18 protein-coding genes and 2 pseudogenes are annotated in these 19,504 nt (G+C 72.5%); 7 read left to right on the top strand and 13 right to left on the bottom strand.

Going from position 1 to position 19,504, the window contains the following annotated elements; genetic code table 11:
* The first annotated feature begins 97 nt into the window (after positions 1-97).
* Entirely contained in the window at positions 98-994 is an 897-nt protein-coding gene (locus AB0937_RS16820; RefSeq protein ID WP_366712547.1) for a DMT family transporter, read from the top strand.
* A gap of 134 nt (positions 995-1,128) precedes the next feature.
* Here the strand turns inward: AB0937_RS16820 and AB0937_RS16815 are convergent.
* The 4 genes and pseudogenes from AB0937_RS16815 to AB0937_RS16800 all read right to left on the bottom strand — a co-directional run.
* A pseudogene (locus AB0937_RS16815) lies at positions 1,129-1,912 on the bottom strand (DNA-formamidopyrimidine glycosylase family protein); the annotation flags it as partial.
* Positions 1,913-1,922: 10 nt separating this feature from the next.
* Complete coding sequence (locus AB0937_RS16810) at positions 1,923-2,294, bottom strand: VOC family protein (protein ID WP_366712451.1); 372 nt, start codon at positions 2,292-2,294, stop codon at positions 1,923-1,925.
* A gap of 72 nt (positions 2,295-2,366) precedes the next feature.
* Entirely contained in the window at positions 2,367-3,350 is a 984-nt protein-coding gene (locus AB0937_RS16805; RefSeq protein WP_366712449.1) for a DUF6397 family protein, read from the bottom strand.
* Between the two features lie 177 nt (positions 3,351-3,527).
* Entirely contained in the window at positions 3,528-3,941 is a 414-nt protein-coding gene (locus tag AB0937_RS16800) for a roadblock/LC7 domain-containing protein (RefSeq protein ID WP_366712448.1), read from the bottom strand.
* Between the two features lie 104 nt (positions 3,942-4,045).
* Here AB0937_RS16800 and AB0937_RS16795 point away from each other — a divergent pair, with 104 nt between their 5' ends.
* A complete protein-coding gene (locus AB0937_RS16795) occupies positions 4,046-4,474 on the top strand; it encodes a PPOX class F420-dependent oxidoreductase (protein WP_366712447.1) in 429 nt (142 codons plus the stop codon).
* 22 nt (positions 4,475-4,496) lie between these two features.
* On the opposite strand, the gene AB0937_RS16790 is transcribed toward AB0937_RS16795, so the two are convergent.
* The 5 genes from AB0937_RS16790 to AB0937_RS16770 all read right to left on the bottom strand — a co-directional run bounded on the left by AB0937_RS16790 (position 4,497) and on the right by AB0937_RS16770 (position 9,724).
* Positions 4,497-5,102: an ATP/GTP-binding protein gene (locus tag AB0937_RS16790; protein WP_366712445.1), complete on the bottom strand. Its 606-nt coding sequence runs from the start codon at positions 5,100-5,102 to the stop codon at positions 4,497-4,499.
* Between the two features lie 231 nt (positions 5,103-5,333).
* A complete protein-coding gene (locus AB0937_RS16785; RefSeq protein WP_366712546.1) occupies positions 5,334-5,759 on the bottom strand; it encodes a DUF742 domain-containing protein in 426 nt (141 codons plus the stop codon).
* Positions 5,760-5,781: 22 nt separating this feature from the next.
* Positions 5,782-6,219 (bottom strand): roadblock/LC7 domain-containing protein, encoded by a 438-nt coding sequence (locus AB0937_RS16780; RefSeq protein WP_366712443.1) that lies wholly within the window; start codon positions 6,217-6,219, stop codon positions 5,782-5,784.
* Positions 6,216-8,846, bottom strand: a complete 2,631-nt coding sequence (locus AB0937_RS16775; protein WP_366712442.1) for a nitrate- and nitrite sensing domain-containing protein — start codon at positions 8,844-8,846, stop codon at positions 6,216-6,218. The genes AB0937_RS16780 and AB0937_RS16775 overlap by 4 nt, the downstream gene beginning before the upstream one ends.
* A gap of 104 nt (positions 8,847-8,950) precedes the next feature.
* On the bottom strand, positions 8,951-9,724 hold the full coding sequence (locus AB0937_RS16770) for an MHYT domain-containing protein (RefSeq protein ID WP_366712441.1): 774 nt from the start codon (positions 9,722-9,724) through the stop codon (positions 8,951-8,953).
* A gap of 172 nt (positions 9,725-9,896) precedes the next feature.
* Between AB0937_RS16770 and AB0937_RS16765 the strand changes: the two genes are divergently transcribed.
* Entirely contained in the window at positions 9,897-10,496 is a 600-nt protein-coding gene (locus tag AB0937_RS16765) for a class I SAM-dependent methyltransferase (RefSeq protein WP_366712440.1), read from the top strand.
* A gap of 36 nt (positions 10,497-10,532) precedes the next feature.
* On the opposite strand, the gene AB0937_RS16760 is transcribed toward AB0937_RS16765, so the two are convergent.
* Entirely contained in the window at positions 10,533-11,432 is a 900-nt protein-coding gene (locus AB0937_RS16760) for an oxygenase MpaB family protein (protein ID WP_366712439.1), read from the bottom strand.
* 97 nt (positions 11,433-11,529) lie between these two features.
* Here AB0937_RS16760 and AB0937_RS16755 point away from each other — a divergent pair.
* Positions 11,530-11,827 (top strand): annotated as a pseudogene (locus tag AB0937_RS16755) (hypothetical protein).
* A gap of 135 nt (positions 11,828-11,962) precedes the next feature.
* On the top strand, positions 11,963-13,045 hold the full coding sequence (locus AB0937_RS16750; protein ID WP_366712438.1) for a hypothetical protein: 1,083 nt from the start codon (positions 11,963-11,965) through the stop codon (positions 13,043-13,045).
* Between the two features lie 58 nt (positions 13,046-13,103).
* Here AB0937_RS16750 and AB0937_RS16745 read toward each other — a convergent pair whose 3' ends face one another.
* Positions 13,104-13,286, bottom strand: coding sequence for a hypothetical protein (locus AB0937_RS16745; RefSeq protein ID WP_234749500.1), 183 nt, complete (start codon positions 13,284-13,286; stop codon positions 13,104-13,106).
* Between the two features lie 158 nt (positions 13,287-13,444).
* On the opposite strand from AB0937_RS16745, the gene AB0937_RS16740 reads away from it, so the two are divergent.
* Both AB0937_RS16740 and AB0937_RS16735 read left to right on the top strand, forming a co-directional pair.
* Entirely contained in the window at positions 13,445-16,402 is a 2,958-nt protein-coding gene (locus AB0937_RS16740) for a DEAD/DEAH box helicase (protein ID WP_366712437.1), read from the top strand.
* Positions 16,399-17,673, top strand: coding sequence for an SWF or SNF family helicase (locus AB0937_RS16735; protein ID WP_366712436.1), 1,275 nt, complete (start codon positions 16,399-16,401; stop codon positions 17,671-17,673). The genes AB0937_RS16740 and AB0937_RS16735 overlap by 4 nt, the downstream gene beginning before the upstream one ends.
* Positions 17,674-17,737: 64 nt before the next feature.
* Here AB0937_RS16735 and AB0937_RS16730 read toward each other — a convergent pair whose 3' ends face one another.
* Positions 17,738-18,088, bottom strand: a complete 351-nt coding sequence (locus tag AB0937_RS16730) for a hypothetical protein (protein WP_366712434.1) — start codon at positions 18,086-18,088, stop codon at positions 17,738-17,740.
* 147 nt (positions 18,089-18,235) lie between these two features.
* Complete coding sequence (gene xylA / locus AB0937_RS16725; protein WP_366712432.1) at positions 18,236-19,402, bottom strand: xylose isomerase; 1,167 nt, start codon at positions 19,400-19,402, stop codon at positions 18,236-18,238.
* Positions 19,403-19,504: the final 102 nt, after the last annotated feature.

Raw genomic sequence — 19,504 nt, 5'->3', positions numbered from 1 at the left:
CGCCGGGCTCCGATCGCGCCCCCGACCGGATCCGGCGACCATGGCAGGGACAGGCACCGCCGACGTCGCACGCCCGCCGATACGGGAGGTGACCACACTGCACACCGTGCTCCCCGTCGTGTTCGCCATCTGCGCCGCCTTCAGCAACGCCGTCGCGACCGTGCTGCAACGCAAGGCCGCACTCACCGTGCCCGCCTCCCAAGGGTTGCGGGCCGGGCTGATCGCCGATCTGCTGCGCCGGCCGGTGTGGCTGGCCGGCATCCTCGCGGTGATCGGCGCCGCCGTCTGCCAGGCGCTGGCGCTGGCCACCGGGCCACTGACGATCGTGCAGCCGCTGTTCGTGCTGGAGCTGCCGCTCACCCTCATCGTCGCCTCCTTGCTGATGCACCGGCGTCTGCCGGGCAGGGGCTGGCTGGCCGTCACGGTGGTCGTGGTCGGTCTGGCGGTCGCGCTCGCCGCCGCCTCCCCCGCCGGCAACCGCACCCATGTGGCGCTGGACCGCTGGATCCCCGCGCTCACCGTCTGCGCGGGGGCCGTCGCCGCCCTCGCGGTCGCCGGCCTCCGGCGCCCGGAGGGCCGGGCCCGAGCGGCCTGTCTGGGTGCCGCGACGGCGATCAGCTACGCGGTGACCGCCGCGCTGATGAAGGCCGCCACCCACATCCTCGACGAGCAGGGCCTCGTGGGCTTCCTCACCGCCTGGCAGACCTACGCCTTCGCCGCAACGGGCGTCTGCGCGCTGTTCCTGCTGGAGAACGCCATGCAGGCCGGTCCGCTGGTCGCCTCGCAGCCCGCGCTCACCCTCGGCGACGCCCTGGTGAGTCTCGCCCTCGGCATCACGCTGTACGAGGAAACCGTCCGCTCCGGCTGGTGGTTGCTGCCCCAGTTGCTCGGTGTCGCGCTGATCGCGGCGGGGGTGTTCGCGCTGGCGCGGATTCCGTTCACCCAGTCGCTGGTGGCTCCCGACGAGGAACGCGAGACCGCGGCGGCACCCTGAGCGGAGTCCTGCCCCCTCCGAGACGGGTTGCCCGAGGCCCGAGCCGCGTCCGCGACGGCCGGCTGCTGTCCGGGGCCGACCGGTCGACCGAACTCCGGTCGGTCATTGCCGCCAGGGTCGGGAGCCGGCCCGTTACCCGTTGGCTGGCACCGCGGAACACCACACCGTGCCCCGCCCCGCCATACGCGACCTGAGCAGCCGCGTACCGCATCGCGGGCACCTCGGGTCACGGTCGTCGCGGTGGCCGGTGAAAGAGGAATCACGCGGTGGCACGCAACCGGCGGTGACGGACGAGCGCAGGGTGCGGCGCATCTCGCCGTACAGGCGCCGGCGGTCCTCCTCTGACAGGTCACGAGCTCCCCGGTCGGGGCGCAGCCGGGCCCGCCAAAGGATCTCGTCGGCGAGCAGATTGCCGAGTCCGGCCAGCACCGACTGGTCGGTGAGCGCCGTCTTGAGACGCCCGCGGCGCGCCGAGAGCACCTGATCGAACTCCGTACGGTCCGCGGCCAGCGCATCGGGCCCCTGTCCCTTCAGCAGCCGGTCGATGTCCGACTCGTCGTGGGCCAGCCAGAGCCCCCGCAGTTTGCGCTGGTCACGGAAGCGCAGTTGACGGCCGCCGCCCAGGGTGAACAGGACGCGGTCATGGGGCTCGACCGGATCGTCGGCGTGCCCGCAGACCAGCCGCCCCGTCATGCCGAAGTGCAGGACGAGGGTGGGGCCCCCGGTACGGGCCAGCAGCCACTTACCGCGCCGCTCCGGCGCGCCGAACCGCCGCCTTTCGAGCGCGTCCCGCAGGCGCCGGGCGTCGACGCCGTGCAGGACTCCCGGGTCGCGCACCTCGACGCGGCGGATGACACGCCGCTTGGCGCACGACTCGAGGACCTGCCGGAAGCCCTCGATGTCGGGAAGCTCGGGCACGACCGGCGCGTCAGTTCTGCTGGAGCACGGAGAGCACGTTCCCCGCCGGGTCGGTGAACCAGGCGATCAGCGGGCCGCCGCCGCGGAAAATACCCTTGTCGTCCGTCTTGAGGTGGTCGTAGCGCTCGAAACGCACCCCTCTCCTGCCGAGCTCGTCGACCGCGGCCTCGATGTCGTCGACCGGGAAGTTGAGGATCGTGAACGTCGCCGGCGCGTGGTCCGGCTTGGGGTAGACCAGGGTGTCCCGGTCACCCGCGAGGTGCAGGATCAGCATCCCGTTCTCCTCCGACACCCGGAGCCCGAGCGTATCGGCGTAGAACGCCCTGGCCGCGTCGATGTCGTTCACCGAGAACCCGCTGAACGCCTTCGTCGTACCGAACATGGTCGCCTCCCGGACATCAGTCTCCTCAGGGCCGGATCCCCGCGCATCCGGAACGTCCTCGGCCAGGCCGGTCTACCTGTGGTGACGCGGTGCCGCCGGGGTCACCGGACCGGCCCGTCGGCCTCTGCGGCGGAACCAGCTCAGCAGGCCGTGGGGAGGGGTAGAGCGGGAGGACGGGGGCCGTTTCGCCTCCGGAGCCGAAGCCAGAGCCGGAACCGGGGGTGACGTGAGGCGTCGTGAGGCCGAGGAGGGTGCCGGGGAAGGCGTCCCCGCCTCTGGGTGATGCCGTCGGGCCGCTTCCATCGTGTGGGTCAAATCCGCGCGGAACCAGGCCACCTCGTCCCGGTCGCTCGCCGTCATGAGCTTCTCGGCCAGCTCGGCGGTGGGTGAACCAGGGGCGCCGTGCGCAGGGAGCCGGGGACGGCAGCGGGCCAGGCGTGCCCGCTCGTGCGGATCCTGGACGACATCCTCCACGTCGGCCGGGTCCAGGAGGGAGGCGACCGCTGCCACGCGCGCCCAGGGGTCGTCTCCCGCCTGCCGGGTGAGGAACCCGACGTGACGCCCTCGCCAGTTGCGTGGCCGTCGGTCCATTCCGGCCTTCAGCCTTTCCCGGATCTCCGCCGGAGTGTGGCGGGCGGTCAGCAGCCGCGCGTTGCTCCTTTCGGCCGCGAACTGCCGTAGTTCTTCGGCCAGATACAGCCAGACGACGGTCCGGTAGCGGTTCAGGTAGAACGTCACCGGAACCAGCAGGCCGTAACGCGCGAGGCTCGTGAACCTGGTGGGCGCCACCTCCATCAGCCTGGCGCCCTCCGTGGTGCCGACCGTGGCGACGCGCTCCCGCAGGGCGTCCGGGAAACCCTCTCCGGAGCGCAGCCGGTCGATCTCGGCCCGCGCCACACGACTGCCCCCGCCCCCTTCGTCGGGAACGGTCCGGATGAGCCCCAGGTTCACGGCGAGATCGAACTCGCGCCGCTTGAGCTCCAGTTCACGAGCGGCCCGGCTCGGGACGACGCAGGCGAGGCGGTCGGATGTGGATGTGGTGCTGATACGTGCCATGGCCGGTCTCCCCCGTGGAGTCAGCGGCTGCCGGCGTCGGCGATCGCGGTGTGCGATCGCCGGGTGCGACAGCCAGTGCGATCACCGTGTGCGATCGCCTGAAAAAAACCGTAGCCGCTTCGGCGGATCGCGTGGCGAGCCTGTGGATAACTCCACGGGAGATGACGAACGTGCAGGTCAGAGGTCTGTGATCGGTTTGTGTCCGGGCTGGCGCGCGTCGACGTCGAGACGCTCGCCGACTCGGTTGACCAGCAGTGTCATCTCGTAGGCGATCTGGCCGATGTCGGCCTCCGCGCCGCTGAGGACGCACAGACAGCTGCCCGTCCCGGCCGCGGTGACGAAGAGCACCGCGTCGTCGAACTCGATCATCGTCTGCCGCACGCTGCCCGCGCCGAAGTGCCGCCCGGAGCCCTTCGCCAGGCTGTGCAACCCGGACGACACGGCCGCGAGGTGCTCGGCGTCCTCGCGGCGCAGTCCGGTGCTCGCGCCGGTCACCAGGCCGTCGTTGGACAGGACCAACGCGTGCCGCACTTCGTGAACGCGCTCGGTCAGGTCGTCCAGCAGCCAGTCGAGTCCCTGGTTCTGCGCCATCTTCCGATCTCCCCGTTTTCTCCCCGTGCGATTCCCGTCCTGGCCGGAGAATCTCCATCTCAGCCTTCACCACGACCGCAGCCGGGGCAAGGAGGATGAGAGCCATGACAGAGAAGATGACCGACACGCAATGGCGGGAGTTCGTGTCCCACGGCACCCGCACCGCAAAGCTCTCCACGGTCCGGGCCGACGGCAGCCCGCACGTGGCTCCGATCTGGTTCCTGCTGGACGGGGACGAGGTGGTGTTCAACACCGGCAAGAACACGGTGAAGGGGCGCAACCTGCTCCGGGACGACAGGATCGCCCTGTGCGTGGACGACGACCGGCCGCCGTACTCCTTCGTGGTGCTGCGCGGCCGTGCCCGGGTCTCCGAGGACCTCGACGAGATACGGCACTGGGCGACCCGGATCGGCGCCCGGTACATGGGCGAGGAGCGCGCCGGGGAGTTCGGCGCGCGCAACGGCGTACCCGGTGAACTCCTCGTCCGTGTCACCGTCGAGAAGGTGCTGGCGGAGCGGGACGTCGCGGACTGACCGCACACAGCGCTCGCTGCGGTCAGCCGACCGAGTCGAGCAGCCGGGCGGTGTGCATCCGCCCGGCGTACTCGACGAGCCGGATCAGCACCTCCTTCCCCGAGTCGCGGTCACGGGCGTCGCACAGCACCACGGGCGTGCCCCTGTCGAGGTCGAGTGCGCGCGAGACGTCCGTGGCGCCGTGCCGCCGCGTGCCCGCGAAGCAGTTGACGGCCACGACGAACGGGATGTGCCGGTGCTCGAAGTAGTCGACCGCGGGGAAGCAGTCCTCCAGGCGGCGGGTGTCGGCGAGGACCACCGCGCCGAGTGCCCCTTGTGACAACTCGTCCCACAGGAACCAGAAGCGGTCCTGGCCCGGCGTGCCGAACAGGTACAGGGAGAGGCCCGACCGGATGGTGATGCGCCCGAAGTCCATGGCGACGGTCGTGGTGGTCTTGTGGTCCACGCCGTCGGTGTCGTCCACCGTCTGCCCGGCTTCGCTGAGGAGTTCCTCGGTGCGCAGCGGCCGGATCTCGCTGACGGCTCCCACCAGCGTGGTCTTGCCCACGCCGAATCCGCCGGCGACCAGAATCTTCAACGCCAGTGCGGCGGACTCGCCGCCCGGGTCGTCGGAGTGCTCGGAGACCATTGATCACTTCTCTCAGGAGTGCCGGGTGTCTGGAGTGCGTGGGTGTCGGAGTGCCTGGCGTCGGTAGTGCGCAGAGGGTGCGAGGGTGCGCGCAGTGCGTGGGTGAGTGGGTGAGTGGGTGTGCGGTACGTGGGTGTGCGGTGTGTGGGTGCGTGTGTGTGGTGCGTCGGTGGGCGCCGGGCGCGGTTGTCGGGACTGCGAGCTGGGTGTGGTTTCCGTCGGTGCGTGGGGCTACAGCGCTCTCAAGCCCTCGATCACCTCGCGCAGGATGCGTTCGTCGGGCAACTGTGCCGGTGGTACCGGTCGGCTGACGGTGACGCAGCCGAGTTCCAGGAGATCTCCGAGGAGGACCCTGACCACACCGACGGGCAGGTCCGCGCCCGCGGCGAGTTCGGCCACCGACTGGGTCTCCGGGCGGCAGAGGTCGAGGAGGTTGCGGTGTTCCGGGCCGAGCGGGACGTCCTCCACTCCGGGTGCCCCAGGGTCAAGAGTGACCAGGGCGATCAGGTCGAACCGTACGCCGGTGGGACCGGGCCGGGTGCGTCCGCCCGTCATGGCGTAGGGGCGGACGAGCGGGCCGGCCTCGTTGTCGTACCAGTGGCTGCCCTCTTCGGCGCTGCCCTCTTCGGACGGGGCGCTCGTCATGTCCTCGGTCATCTGCACGGACCGTTCTCCCGGTTCATCCGGCGGCGGGTGGCCGCGCGGCCGCGCGGGGAGCCGTACCGAGGTGCTCACCGACGCGTCTGACCAGGCGTGCCATCTCGTAGGCCACGAGGCCGATGTCGGCCGTGACCGCGGTGAGCAGGGCGAGGCAGGATCCGTCGCCCGCGGCGGCGACGAACAGGAAGCCCTCGTCCATCTCCACCATCGTCTGGCGGACTCCCCCGACGCCGAAGTGCCGCCCCGCGCCCTTGGCGAGGCTGTGGAAGCCCGAGGCGACCGCGGCGAGGTGCTCGGCGTCCTCACGGCGCAGGCCGGTCGAGGCGCCGACGGCGAGGCCGTCGTTGGACAGCACCACGGCGTGCCGGATGTCGGTCGCGCGGAGCACCAGATCGTCCAGCAGCCAGTCGAGTTCGCCGGAGCGCGCGGCGGACTGGGTGCTCGGGTCCTGGATCATGCGGGGTCTCCTTCGCTGCTGTCCTTGCCCGTAGCGGGGCCGGAAGTGGTGCCACGGCCGGGTTGTCTGCCGCCGCCGCGCGCCCAGCCGTCGCGGTAGGCGGCCATGCGGTCCCTGGCCAGTTCGGGCGTCCGCTCGTGGTCCCGGGGGGCGGATACCGATGGTTGGTCCTCGGGTCGCTCGGCGCGCAGTTGCGGAGCGAGGCTGGCCTGACGTACCCGGCGCGGGAGGTCGTCGGAGTCTTCGGGCTTCTGCGGTGGGCGGTGCAGTCGCAAGGTGGCGACTCCTGGAGGTGGGGTCTGACTCGGGGTCTCCAGATGACGCGGGGTGTCCGCGTGACCTGGGCTGTCAGCATGAGCAGGGGTGTCCGCGTGAGCCGGAGTGTCCGCGTGTCGTGGGGTCTGCGCGCGGCACGCGGCCTCGGTCTCCACGAGGGCCGGCACGGGGGCCACGAGGGCGCGCCGGTCCCCCCGGGCGGGTACGGCGTCCTTTGCCGGGGCCTCGTCGGGAACGGACGCGCGGGCCCGTTCCCCGGGCTGCCGAGCGGGTTCCGCCGCTTCGGGGGTCCGTGGTGCCGTGCCTGTGTGGAGCAGCGCGGTGGGCAGCAGGACGACCGCGGTGGTGCCGCCGTACGGAGAGGTCCTCAGGTGGACCTTGACGTCGTGCCGGGCGGCGAGCCGGCTGACCACGAACAGGCCGAGCCGGTCACTGTCGAACAGGTCGAGCGCCTCCGACTGGGCGATGCGGCGGTTGGCCTCCGCGAGGGTCTCCTTGCCCATGCCGAGGCCACGGTCCTCGACCTCCACGGCGTAGCCGTTGCCAACGGGTTCACCGGTGACGCGCACACGCGTGTGGGGCGGGGAGAACTGGGCGGCGTTCTCGATGATCTCGGCCAGCAGGTGGGTGAGGTCGGCGACGGCGGCGCCGATGACGGCTGCCTCGGGGAGTTGCCGTACCTCCACGCGCGCGTAGTCCTCCACCTCGGAGACGGCGGCGCGGACCACGTTCGTCAAGGAGACCGGCATGCGCCAGGCCCTGCCGGGGGCCGCACCGGAGAGGATGATGAGGCTCTCCGCGTGGCGTCGCATGCGGGTGGTGAGGTGATCGAGGCGGAAGAGGTCGCTCAGCTCGTTCGGATCGTCGGAACGGCGTTCCATGCTGTCGAGGAGGGCCAGCTGCCGGTGGACGAGGATCTGGCTGCGGCGGGCGAGGTTGACGAAGACGCCGGAGATGCCGCTGGCGAGTTCGGCGCGTTCCACGGCGGCCCGCAATGCCGCGCGGTGCACGGTCGTGAGGGCCTCGGCGACCTGTCCGGTCTCATCGTCCGCGGGCGCTCCCGGCGGGGCCTCGGCGTGGATGTCGATCTCGTCGCCCGCGCGCAGTCTGCGCATGGCGTCGGGCAGTTTGCGCCGTGCGATCTCCAGGGCGCTGTTGCGCAGCCCCTCCAGTTCCACCACGAGGCCGCGTCCGATGCGCACGGAGATGACGAGCGAGGCTGCGACGGCGGCGAGGCCGAGCAGGAGGGCGGCTCCGGCCGGGGTGAGCAGTCCTCGGGTGAACGGGTCGGCCCGCTCCGCGACCCCGCGTGCCGCGTCGTCCTCGAAGGTGCGCATGCCGTTCTGCACGCGCGCGTGGGCCGCGTTCCAGGTGCTTTCGGGCACTGCTTCGACTGCCTTCGCACCGGGCCCGTGGCTGAGGACCCCCTCCTCGGCGTCGCCCAGACCGGCGTATGCGCTGCTGTCCGCGAGGCTCTCCCACGCGGAGCGTTCGGTGCCGCTCAGATCCGCGACGGCCGATGCGGTGAGGGTGCGGCGCAGGTCGACGGCGCCGGTGAAGAGCCGGAACCGATCGCCGGTCAGGGCGCCGTCCAGCCGGGCACTCGCCAGCACCGCGTCCTCCTGGGCCAGCGCCTCGCCCGCACGGGACAGTTCGAGCAGCACACGGGCGTCGGAGCCGAGGTCGGCGTCGCGGATGCCGGTGAGGGCTCCTCCGACACCGAACGCGGCCGAGATGGTCCGGGTGTAACGGTCGTACGTCTCGGCCCAGCCCGCGCGCCGGTCCTTCACCGCGGTGCGCAACGGCCGCAGCTGCTCGGCACCGGAGACGAACGTCCTCAGCCGTTGGGCGACCGCGGCGGGCAGTTCCCCGCCGTCGGCGACGGTGGTGCCGTTTCCGAGCCGTAGTTTCGCGACGGCCCGGTCGGTGCGCCGGGCGAGCTCGTCCAGTTCGTCGGTGCGGACGGCTGGGGGGTCGGTGGCGTGACGTACGGCGGCCGCGCGTTCCGTCTGGAGTGCGGCGAGGGCGGCGGAGACGGGGGCCCGGACCGTGGCGTCGACGCGCTGGACCTGTCGCAGCCGGGAGATGTCCTGGGCGGTGGTGACGGTGGCGTACCCCCACAGGGCCAGCAGGGAGACGACCGGCACCATCAGCAGACAGACGATCTTGGCACGTACGGTGCGGGGGCGTATGTGCCAGCGCTCCGCCCGCGCGGGCGCCGCGTCCGGTGCGGCGTCCGACGGCGTGCCGGGGCCCTCGTCGGCCGGTGGCCCGGCATGCGCGCGGCGGCCGCGCACGGGCGGGGACGGCGCCTCGGCGCCGGCTGTGGGGGTCCTACGGGATGTGCGCATGGACTCCTCGCTCGGAAGTGGATCGGAGGACTGAGGGCCGGCGTCCCGGCCGTCCCTGCTGGGACCGCATGGGCTCGAGCGCATGACCCGACGGGGTGCCGTGGCTAGGACGCGGCGCTCCGCACCGGCCGCTGCGCGGACGCGGACGCCGCCCGCTCGCCCGCCGTCGGCGACAGCGCGACGAAGGCCGAGGTCAGGAAGAGGTAGGAGCCGAGGCCGACGGCGAGCGGGAAGATGAACTGCATCGCCGACGCCCCGGGCAGGACCTCCCCGGAGGGCGTCACGCGCACGCCCACCGCGAACATCCCGGTGTAGTGCATGCTGCTGACGGCAGCGCCCATGATCAGGGACGCGATGGTGACCGCCACCGGTGACTTGATGTTGAGGGCCGCCCACAGGGCCGCTGTGGCGGCGACGACGGCGATCAGCACGGAGAGCGCGACGAGCAGCGGGTCGTAGGTCACGTCCCCGTGCAGCCGGACGGCCGCCATACCCAGGTAGTGCATGCTCGCCACTCCGAGGCCGGTGGTGAGCCCGCCGGCGAGCAGGGCACGGGCACGGTCCTTGCTGTAGCCGACGGCGAAGACACCGGCGCAGACGACGACCATGGCGACGAGCAGGCTCAGGAGGGTGAGCGGCACGTCGTAGCGGATGTCGGTGCCGGTGACGCCGAAGCCGAGCATGGCCACGAAGTGCATGGTCCAGATGCCGGAGCCGATCGCCGAGGCGGCGGTGACGAGCCAGTTGCGGCGTGAGCGTCCGGTGGTGGCGAGCGCGCGGACGGTGCAGCGCAGACCGAGCGCGGCGCCTGTGCAGGCCATCACGTACGACAGTGCGGGGGTCAGCCACCCCAGGGCTGCGTGGTCCAGGTGTCCCATGGCCTCGGGACGGTAGACCCGGCCGGGGCGCGCGAAGGGCGTGCAGTTCGAAAGCTTCTGGAATATGACCCAAGGAGACACCGGAACGATCGGGTCACGCTCGAACGTGTGCACCGAGGTGTCCTCCGTGCCGGTGAAGCGTCCTCCGTGCCGGTGGGGAATCATGCGGTACATGAGCGACGAGCAGACGCGTGTCCAGGAGTTCTTCACCGCCCGCGCCGCCGACTGGGACAGCCGCTTCCCCGATGACGGTCCGGCCTACGCGGCCGCCGTCGACGAGCTCGGACTGCAGGCCGGCGACCGGGTGCTCGACGCGGGGTGCGGCACCGGACGCGCGCTGCCGCCGCTGCGAGCGGCCGTGGGGCCCTCGGGGGTGGTCCTCGGGGCCGACCTGACGCCGGCCATGCTGCGGGAGGCGGCACGGGCCGGTCGCGACCGTGACGGGCAGTTGCTGCTCACGGATGTCGCCGCGCTGCCCCTGCGCTCGCGGTCGCTGGACGCCGTGTTCGGCGCGGGTCTGATCTCGCACCTCGGGAACCCGGCCGAGGACCTGCGGGAGCTGGCGCGCGTGGTGCGCCCCGGCGGGGTGCTGGCGCTGTTCCACCCGATCGGCAGGGCGGCGCTCGCGGCCCGTCACGGCCGGGCGCTCACCCCCGGCGATCTGCGTGCCGAGCCCAATCTCCGTCCACTGCTGGCCGGTTCGGGGTGGCGACTGACGTCGTACGCCGACGAGGAATCCCGTTTCCTGGCGCTCGCCGTGCGTGAGGACTGAGCGGGGCGTCAGCCCGATGTCGGCCTCGGTTCGGTATCAGCCCGCCTCGCCGTCCGGTGCGGCGTGCCGTACGGGACACCCGCGGATGCCCGGGACCGGACGGGTGCCCAGGTCGGCGATCCGGTAGCCGTACGGGTAGCTCTTGATCTCCCGGTTCTGGCGGGCGAAGTGCGGGGCGCGCCGGGGCGGCAGCAGGCGGACGACGCGGCCCCGAAGGCGGACGGCGCGGCGCACCCACGCGCGCGTGGCGGCACCGGGCGGGGTGTAGCGGAAGGCGTGCAGCAGCGAGTCGTCGAGCAGGGCGAGGGTCGTGGTGCGCAGGAGGGGAGCGAGGGCGGCGGGGTACCAGGAGGCCATCAGAGCGAGCGTGGCGTCCGAGACGCGGCGGGCTTCCGCGTCCCAGGCGAAGTGGGCGGCCTCGTAGGAGTCGAGGCCGCTCTCGAACTCCTCGTAGGTCTCGGGGATGTCCTTGATGCCCATGTGCCGGCCCAGTGTTCGGTAGTGGACGACGGAGGCGATGGTCTCGTGGCGGGACATCCTGCGCCAGCCGTAGGCGTCGATCCACCGCTTGGGCATCACGACGAACGTGCACAGCACGTAGCGCATGTCGTCGTCGCTGATGTCGTAGCTGCGGTGCATCCGGTTGATGCGGCGGATCGCGGTCCTGCCCGGATCGCTGCCGAAGCCGTGCTCGACGATGGTGTCCAGGAGCAGCGCCGTGTCGTCGTAGCGCTTCTGGGCCCGGTCCGTGAGCTCTGCCGTGCGGGCGAGCAGCCGGCCGATGGCCGGTACGGCGTAGGTGCGGTACAGAGCCAGCTCGAGGGCGCGTGTGAAGTCCCAGGGGAACTCGTACGCCACGCTGAGCCGGTAGATCTCCGTGGCCTCCTCGTACGGGTCCATCCGCCGGATCTGTTCGAGCCGTGAGAAGCGCCTCACCGTGCCGTCCCCCTTCTGTCACAGGTTCTTCAACTTTACGTTGGTGACGACGAGATGAACGACCGGGCACGGCCGGCACAGGGGGAAGGTGGTCAGCATGTGGGGCAGGTTCCGCAAAGCGGGGGGGAAGGGTCGCCGATGCCTTGCGCACGGAGCCGAAGGCGGGTGGGGACAGGCGTCCGCACAATCTCTTCGAGGCGGCGGCGACCTACGTCACGGCCCGCACGGAGGACGATCAGGAGCGGGCCGAGGAAGCGGCCGGCTGGGTGTCGCCGGAAGCCCTGTCGTTCGGCGTGAACGAGTTGGCCTGCCGGGCCGTGGTCGCGCTGGCCCGTGAGCACGGCCGGTCGCCGGAGGCCGTGGCGCGCGAGTTGCTGGGGCTGCCCGCGGCATGATGGGCGGGCCCCGGACGGCCGATTCGCCCCGTCCGCCGGAAAACTGCAGCTCCGAGTGCGCGGGCGAGGCGGTGACAAGGGGCTTCCGCGCGCAATAGGGTGCGCGCCGGTGGACGAACCGATGGGGAGGCTGGGATGGCCGGGACGGACGAGGAAGCCGTCGCCGCCGCGGACGATGCGCTCTATGTGCTCACGGCGGTGCTGCTGACGCCGGCGAAGTTCCCGAGCGTGCTGGGCGACGACTACCCCGAGGCCTGCGCGGCGCTCGGTCTCGCGCCGCTCGCCGACGGGTACGGGCTGGTGCTCGGCCAGGACGGCGAGGGCGCGCGGTGGACGGTGGCCATCGACGACGTCTCGCTGGTAGCCGTCGCGATCGCGTCCTGGGACTGCGGCATGGAGTACGAGCTGTCCCCCGACGAGCGCACGGTCGTCGCAGCCCTGCCCGGGTGGCCTCTCGCGGTCGCCGTCGCGGCCCCCGGGGTGCCCGCGCCGCACGATCCGGGTCCGGAGGCGGACGACCGGCCCCCGCTGGCCCCGCCGGACACCAGCGTCTGGGGCCCGGCCCAGCGGCGTCTGGGCGCGGACGAGATCGCGCTCCAGTGGGCGACGTGGCGGGAACAGGTCGACGACTCGGAGTTCCCGGCGCCGGGAACTCCGGAAGCCTCCGCGCTCCCGGGGGACGGAGGCACGACGGCCGGCGCCCCGAACGGAGGCAACGCGGCCGGCACCCCGGACGGACGCGACGCGACCGAGAGCCCGGACGGACCCGACGCGACCGAGGCCCCGGAGGGACGCAGCAGACCGGCCGACGGCCCAGACGGACCCGACGCGACCGAGGCCCCGGACGGACGCAGCAGACCGGCCGACGGCCCGGACGGACGCGACGCGACCGAGAGCCCGCAGGGGCGCGGCTCGGCCGACGGTCCCGGTGCGACCGCGCCGCAGGGCGGCCACAGCGGCATCCGGCGCGTCCTCGCCGAGGTCCGCGCGTACATCGACTCGCCGCCGCCGCTGGGCCGGGTCCGGTCGTCCTTCGCGCCGGGTGACGCCCGGACCCTGCGGGCCGACGGTCCGGGCTGGTCACTCGTCGCACGGACCGACGACATCGCCTTCGTGCTGCTCGACGAGGAACCCGGCGAGGTCCTGCCGGTGGGCAGGGGGCCGGAGCTGCCTGGCCTCCTCGAGGCACTGGACAAGATGGCCGTGCGACCGAACTGAGCCGGTTCGGCCGGGCCCGTCGCGGTGCCCGGCCGGGCCGTGAGAGACCGGCGGCTGCTCAGCGGCCGAGCTCCTTGCGGGTGGCGCGGCGCAGCCGGCGCCGCTGTGAGGGGTCCAGCGTGAGGTACGCGGCGGCCGGGACGCCCAGGATGATCAGGAGCGATGCCCACCAGGGCAGCCAGATCAGCAGGATGAGCCCGACCGCCACACCGCCCGCGGCGATCTTGGCGTTGTTCGACATGACTGTCGCCTCCTTCGCGGCCATTGCCGCTCTCTGTCTCGAAAACGGACCCGCGTTCACGGCGGTTCCGGACCGCGACCCTGAGACATCCCTGAGGTGCGCCCCCGACGCACCCCTGAGACCTCCATGGTGACCCAGCTCACAGGTCAGCCATACCCATGCGCGCCGGAAGTGCTGTACTCTCGGCGACTCCGCGCACGCTAGTCAAATTTGAGGACTCAGTCATAGCCGAGCATCCGAATCCCCCGGCTCCTTCCTCCGACGACTCCGAACTGGCCCTGTGCCACACCGTTTTCCTGCCCGGCGACCCCGCACGCACCGGCAGCGTCGCCTTCTGGCGCCCCGACGGCGCCGCGCCCCCGACGGTGGCGTCCGCCTCCGTGACGGACCTGACCGTCGTGGTGCCCCACGACGGCCAGGTCGAGGAAACACGTCTGCCCGCCGTCCTGATGCCGGTGTGCACGGCCCTGCCGGTCCTCACCCGCGCGCGTGCCCACGGACGCGGGCACCGGTCCGCCGTCTTCTGGGGCGCGGCGGCCCTGCACGCCCTGCAGCTCACCGCACGGGGGCTGCTCCTGCCGGGGCTGTCATTCGCCGACCACGACGCCTGGCGCACGGGTCCGCTGCGCGCCCGGGACATCGAGGCCGTGCGCAGCCTCGCGGCCGCAATGCCGCCGGAGGCGCACGCCGTGCCCCTGAAGGACACACGGCCGCTGCGGCTGCCCGACCCGGAGCAGCTCCTGCGCGCCTTCCTCGACGCGGTCGCCGACTCCCTGCCCCGCTCCCCCGCCGCGCCGCTGGTGACGGGCGGCCCCGCCTACGCCTCGCCCGAACCGGTGCGGCTGCCCGAGCAGCGCGCCTGGGCCGCCGATGTCGCCGCCGGCCACGACGCGGGCGTGCGGCTGTCGCTGCGGATCGAGGCGGACGGCCTCACGGACGGGGCGGACGAGGAGACGGCCGTGACGTTCCGAGCCGTGCTGCAGGTGCACAGCGTCAGCGATCCGGCGCTGGTCGCGGACGCCGCGGACGTCTGGGCGGGAACCTTCGGCGAGGCCTTCGGCCCGCGCGCGCGGATGGACGCGCTGCTCGCCCTGCGCCGTGCGGCCCGGGCCTGGGCCCCGCTCACACCGCTGCTGTCGGCGGCCGTGCCGGACGCGGCCGAACTCGCCGACGAGGAGGTCACCGACCTCCTCGGAGCGGGCGCACGCGCGCTGAGCGCGGCCGGGGTCGACGTGCACTGGCCGAAGGGCCTGTCCCGTGAGCTCAGCACGCACGCGGAGGTGGGGCCTGACGGCGTGGGGCCCCACGACGGCGCGTCCGACGGCGAGGCTGCCTCCGGCGCGGCCCCCGCGGTCATGCCGTCGGTCCTGTCCTCCGACGCACTGCTCGCCTTCACGTGGTCGTTCGCCCTGGGTGACAGGCGACTGGATCGTGAGGAACTGGACCGGCTCGCCGAGGCGAAGCGCCCGATCGTACGGCTGCGCGACCAGTGGGTCCTGATCGACCCTCAAGAGGCGCGCCTGGCCGGCTCACGGCAGGACGGCAAGGTGACCCCGGTGGACGCACTGGGCGCCGCCCTGACGGGGTCCGTGGAGGTGGAGGGGCGCCGGGTCGAGGTACGGCCCACCGGATGGCTGGCGGAACTGCGGGAGCGGCTCGCACGCCCCGAGGGGCATCAGCCCGTCGAGCAGCCCGCCGCCCTGGCCGCCACCCTGCGGGACTACCAGAGGCGCGGCCTCAACTGGCTCGCGAGCATGACGTCGATGGGCCTGGGCTGCTGTCTCGCCGACGACATGGGACTCGGCAAGACGATCACACTGATCGCGCTCCACCTGCACCGGCAGTCCGACGCACGGTCCGCGGGACCCACCCTGGTGGTCTGCCCGACGTCCCTGATGGGCAACTGGCAGCGAGAGGTCGAGCGGTTCGCGCCCGGCACCCCGGTGCGGCGCTTCCACGGGGCCCGGCGCACTCTGGAGAACCTGACGGACGGGGAGTTCGTGCTCACCACGTACGGCACGATGCGCCTGGACGCGTCCCGGCTCACCGGCGTGCCATGGGGCCTGCTCGTCGCGGACGAGGCCCAGCACGTGAAGAACCCGTACTCCTCGACCGCGCGGGAGCTGCGCTCCATCGGCGCACGCGCGCGCGTGGCGCTCACCGGCACCCCCGTGGAGAACAACCTGTCGGAGCTGTGGGCGATCCTCGACTGGGCGACTCCGGGCCTGCTGGGCCGGCTCGGCGCCTTCCGCCGACGGTACGCGGAGGCCGTGGAGGGGCGCCGGGACCCGGCCGCGGCCGACCGGCTGACCCACCTCGTACGGCCGTTCCTGCTGCGTCGCCGCAAGTCGGACCCGGGGATCGCGCCCGAACTGCCGCCGAAGACCGAGACCGATCACGCCGTGTCCCTCACCCCGGAGCAGGCGGCGCTGTACGAAGCGGTGGTGCGCGAGGCGCTCGCGGAGATCTCCGGCGCCGGCCACATGGCCCGGCGGGGCCTGATCGTGAAACTGCTGACCGGACTCAAGCAGATCTGCAACCACCCCGCGCAGTACCTCAAGGAGGAGCGCCCCCTGATCACCGGACGCTCCGGGAAACTCGAACTGCTGGACGAACTGCTCGACACGATCCTCGCCGAGGACGCGGGCGTACTGGTCTTCACCCAGTACGTGCAGATGGCCCGCCTCCTCGAACGGCATCTGGCCGCCCGCGGCACGCCTTCGCAGTTCCTGCACGGCGGGACGCCCGTCGCCGAGCGCGAGGCCATGGTGCGGCGCTTCCAGGACGGTGAGGTTCCCGTGTTCCTGCTGTCGTTGAAGGCGGCGGGCACCGGGCTGAACCTCACCCGCGCCGAGCACGTCGTGCACTACGACCGCTGGTGGAACCCTGCCGTCGAGGCGCAGGCCACCGACCGCGCGTACCGCATCGGCCAGACCCGGCCCGTGCAGGTGCACCGGATCATCGCGGAGGGGACCATCGAGGACCGCATCGCCGAACTGCTGCTGCGCAAGCGGGAACTGGCCGATTCGGTCCTGGGCTCGGGCGAGGCGGCGCTCACGGAACTGACGGACGCGGAACTGGCGGATCTGGTCGAACTGCGAGGGGACCTGCGATGACTCGGCACGAGGTCGACACGGAACGCACTTTCGCCGCACTGCCGCCCGCGCACGGGCGGAGCTTCGCGCAGACCTGGTGGGGTCAGGCGTGGCTGACGGCCCTGGAGGGTACGGCGCTGGACTCGGCGCAGCTCAAGACGGGCCGCCGGCTCGCCCGCGCGGGTGCGGTCGGTGCGGTGTCGGTGCGCCCGGGGCGGTTGACGGCCGTCGTCCAGGACCGCGACCGCACGGCGCACCGGGCCGATGTGCTGCTGGAGGAGCTCTCGTCCGAACAGTGGGAGCGATTTCTGGACATGGCGGCCGAGCGGGCCGGTCATGTGGCGGCGCTGCTGGACCGGGAGATGCCGCCGCACCTGGTCGAGGACGCGGCGGAGGCGGGCCTCGACCTGCTGCCCGGCCTGGGTGACCTGGAGCCGGAGTGCGACTGCGAGGCCTGGGACCACTGCGGGCACACGGCGGCGCTCTGTTACCAGGTGGCGCGGCTGCTGGACCAGGACCCGTTCCTGCTGTTGCTGATGCGGGGCCGCGCCGAGGGCACGGTGCTGGACGATCTGCAAAGGCGCAGCGGTGCGTCCGTCGCGCAGGCGTCGGTGCAGGAGGGCGTGGACGCGGCGGAGGCGTATGCGGCAGGTGACATCCTCCCCCGGTTGCCGCCTCTGCCCGAATGGCCCGACGAGCCGGGGGTGCCGCCGTCCCTGGACACCGGGACGCCGCCCGCCGCCGGGGTCGACCCGGCCGCGCTGGAGTTCCTGGCCGCGCGGACGGCCGTGCTCGCCCACGGCCTGCTCGGGGAAGCGCTGGACGGCGGCTTCCGTGCGGAGTTGCCGCTCGCGCAGGACGCGGTGCGGCTGGCTGCGGGCGATCCGGGGCGGGACGTGGCCGGCCGGCTCGCCGAAGGGTCGGGGCGTGGCCCTGAGGGGCTCGCGACGGCCGTCCGTGCCTGGCGTCACGGCGGCACGGCCGCGCTGTCCGTCCTCGACGACGAGTGGCGGGTGGGAGGCGAAACGCTCGCACGCGCGCGTGCCTCGCTGGACTCGGCCTGGGACAGCGACGAACGGCCGGAACTGCGGGCGCGGGGCAACCGTTGGACACTCGTCGACGCACCGGTCCAGCTGCGCCTCGGCCGGGACGGCCGCTGGTGGCCCTACCGCAAGGAGGGCGGCCGATGGCAGCCCGCGGGAGGAGCCGCCCACGACCCGGCCACGGCTCTGGCCTCGGTGACGGCCCCCGCCTCGGCGGAAATCGTCCCGGCGGAAGGGGAACCAGCGTAGGAGGAGGATCCCGCCGGTGAGGAGGCCTCGTGAGGAGGCCACGGTCGCCTCGCCGGAGACGGCCTCAGGGCAGCAGCTCGCCGGGATCCAGGGATGGGACGAGCGATTCGAGGCCGCTCGGCAGATCACTCGGCAGACCCCTCGGCAGCCGGGTCGGGAAGCCCGACGGCAACCGGGTCGGCAGCTCGCTCGGCAGCCTGGAGGGCAGCTCCGTAGGGATGCCGAAGGACGGCGCGGGTGTGCGGTTCGTGCTGTCGCCGGACGGCCTCTCGTCCGACGAGTCGCCCCTGTCCGAGGCCATGAGCACCACGAGTGACACGGCTGCCACGGCCACGAGCACGGCGAGCAGGATGAGCAACGGGTTTCGGCGCCGGGGTGGCCCGGGCGGGTGGGGCGGTACGGGCGGCAGGGCCATACCGAACAGGGTCGCCGCGAACCGCCCGGCCCGGGAGAGGCGCACGGAAGCTGATGCGGAATCAGGGCGTGGATCGCATGATTCCGCAGCACGACGGGCCCCTCGGCCGGCCGGAGCGGCCGGCCGAGGGGCCCGCACGCGCGTGGCTCAGCCGCGTGCCCCCAGCAGGTGGTCCATGGCCAGCTGGTCCAGGCGCTCGAACGCCATGCCGCGCGCGGCGGCCGCCTCCACGTCGAACGACTCGAACGCCGACCGGTCGGCGAGCAGCGCCTGGAGGCCGTCCGCCGCGGTGGGCTGGGCCAGCTCGTCCAGACGGGCCGCGCGCAGCGCCTCCTGCACCTCCGGATCGGCACGGAAGGAAGCGGCGCGCTCCTTGAGGATGAGGTAGTTGCGCATGCAGCCGGCCGCCGAGGCCCAGACTCCGTCGAGGTCCTCGGTGCGCGGCGGCTTGAAGTCGAAGTGGCGCGGTCCGGTGTACCCGGCCGACTCCAGCAGGTCGACCAGCCAGAACGCGGCGCGCAGGTCACCGGCGCCGAAGCGCAGGTCCTGGTCGTACTTGATGCCGGACTGGCCGTTGAGGTCGATGTGGAACAGCTTGCCCGCCCACAGGGCCTGAGCGATGCCGTGCGGGAAGTTCAGCCCGGCCATCTGCTCGTGGCCCACCTCGGGGTTCACGCCGTACAGCTCCGGGCGCTCCAGGCGCTCGATGAACGCCAGGGCGTGGCCCACGGTCGGCAGCAGGATGTCGCCGCGCGGCTCGTTCGGCTTGGGCTCGATGGCGAAGCGCAGGTCGTAGCCCTGGGAGGTGACGTACTCGCCGAGCAGGTCGAAGGCCTCCTTCATCCGGTCCAGGGCCGCACGGACGTCCTTGGCGGCGCCCGACTCGGCTCCCTCACGGCCGCCCCAGGCCACGTACACCTGGGCGCCGAGCTCGACGGCGAGGTCGATGTTGCGGATGGTCTTGCGCAGGGCGTAGCGGCGCACGTCGCGGTCGTTGGCCGTGAACGCGCCGTCCTTGAAGACCGGGTGCGTGAAGAGGTTGGTGGTGGCCATCGGGACCTTCATGCCCGTGGCGTCCAGTGCCTGCCGGAATCGCTTGATGTGGTTCTCGCGTTCGGTGTCGCTCGAGCCGAACGGGATCAGGTCGTCGTCGTGGAAGGTGACGCCGTGGGCGCCCAGCTCGGCCAGGCGCTGGACCGTCTCGACCGGGTCGAGGGCACGCCGCGTGGCGTCGCCGAAGGGATCCCGTCCCTGCCAGCCGACGGTCCACAGGCCGAAGGTGAACCTGTCCTCGGGGGTGGGCTGGAAGCTCATTCCGCGGCTCCTTGCTCGCTGGGCTATTTCGTCATGCCGATTTACAAATTAGTATGCGGGCACCTCTCTGGGAAGAGACAAGGTGCCTCCGAACGGAGTCAC

It is taken from the genome of Streptomyces sp. NPDC047880, from assembly GCF_040706515.1.
Classification (GTDB): Bacteria; Actinomycetota; Actinomycetes; order Streptomycetales; family Streptomycetaceae; genus Streptomyces.
Note: the sequence above shows the minus strand (reverse complement) of the source record. Positions and strands in the feature narration are given on the sequence as shown.

What these genes read in the sequence shown, in the direction of transcription:
- AB0937_RS16735 (WP_366712436.1), top strand. Translation starts at nt 16,399, where the DNA reads ATGACTCGGCACGAGGTCGACACGGAACGCACTTTCGCCGCACTGCCG.
- AB0937_RS16785 (WP_366712546.1), bottom strand. Translation starts at nt 5,759, where the DNA reads ATGACCGAGGACATGACGAGCGCCCCGTCCGAAGAGGGCAGCGCCGAA.
- AB0937_RS16745 (WP_234749500.1), bottom strand. Translation starts at nt 13,286, where the DNA reads ATGTCGAACAACGCCAAGATCGCCGCGGGCGGTGTGGCGGTCGGGCTC.
- AB0937_RS16810 (WP_366712451.1), bottom strand. Translation starts at nt 2,294, where the DNA reads ATGTTCGGTACGACGAAGGCGTTCAGCGGGTTCTCGGTGAACGACATC.
- AB0937_RS16800 (WP_366712448.1), bottom strand. Translation starts at nt 3,941, where the DNA reads ATGGCGCAGAACCAGGGACTCGACTGGCTGCTGGACGACCTGACCGAG.
- AB0937_RS16750 (WP_366712438.1), top strand. Translation starts at nt 11,963, where the DNA reads ATGGCCGGGACGGACGAGGAAGCCGTCGCCGCCGCGGACGATGCGCTC.
- xylA (WP_366712432.1), bottom strand. Translation starts at nt 19,402, where the DNA reads ATGAGCTTCCAGCCCACCCCCGAGGACAGGTTCACCTTCGGCCTGTGG.
- AB0937_RS16790 (WP_366712445.1), bottom strand. Translation starts at nt 5,102, where the DNA reads ATGGTCTCCGAGCACTCCGACGACCCGGGCGGCGAGTCCGCCGCACTG.
- AB0937_RS16730 (WP_366712434.1), bottom strand. Translation starts at nt 18,088, where the DNA reads ATGGCCCTGCCGCCCGTACCGCCCCACCCGCCCGGGCCACCCCGGCGC.
- AB0937_RS16740 (WP_366712437.1), top strand. Translation starts at nt 13,445, where the DNA reads ATGCGCGCCGGAAGTGCTGTACTCTCGGCGACTCCGCGCACGCTAGTC.
- AB0937_RS16805 (WP_366712449.1), bottom strand. Translation starts at nt 3,350, where the DNA reads ATGGCACGTATCAGCACCACATCCACATCCGACCGCCTCGCCTGCGTC.
- AB0937_RS16765 (WP_366712440.1), top strand. Translation starts at nt 9,897, where the DNA reads ATGAGCGACGAGCAGACGCGTGTCCAGGAGTTCTTCACCGCCCGCGCC.
- AB0937_RS16795 (WP_366712447.1), top strand. Translation starts at nt 4,046, where the DNA reads ATGACAGAGAAGATGACCGACACGCAATGGCGGGAGTTCGTGTCCCAC.
- AB0937_RS16780 (WP_366712443.1), bottom strand. Translation starts at nt 6,219, where the DNA reads ATGATCCAGGACCCGAGCACCCAGTCCGCCGCGCGCTCCGGCGAACTC.
- AB0937_RS16775 (WP_366712442.1), bottom strand. Translation starts at nt 8,846, where the DNA reads ATGCGCACATCCCGTAGGACCCCCACAGCCGGCGCCGAGGCGCCGTCC.
- AB0937_RS16770 (WP_366712441.1), bottom strand. Translation starts at nt 9,724, where the DNA reads ATGGGACACCTGGACCACGCAGCCCTGGGGTGGCTGACCCCCGCACTG.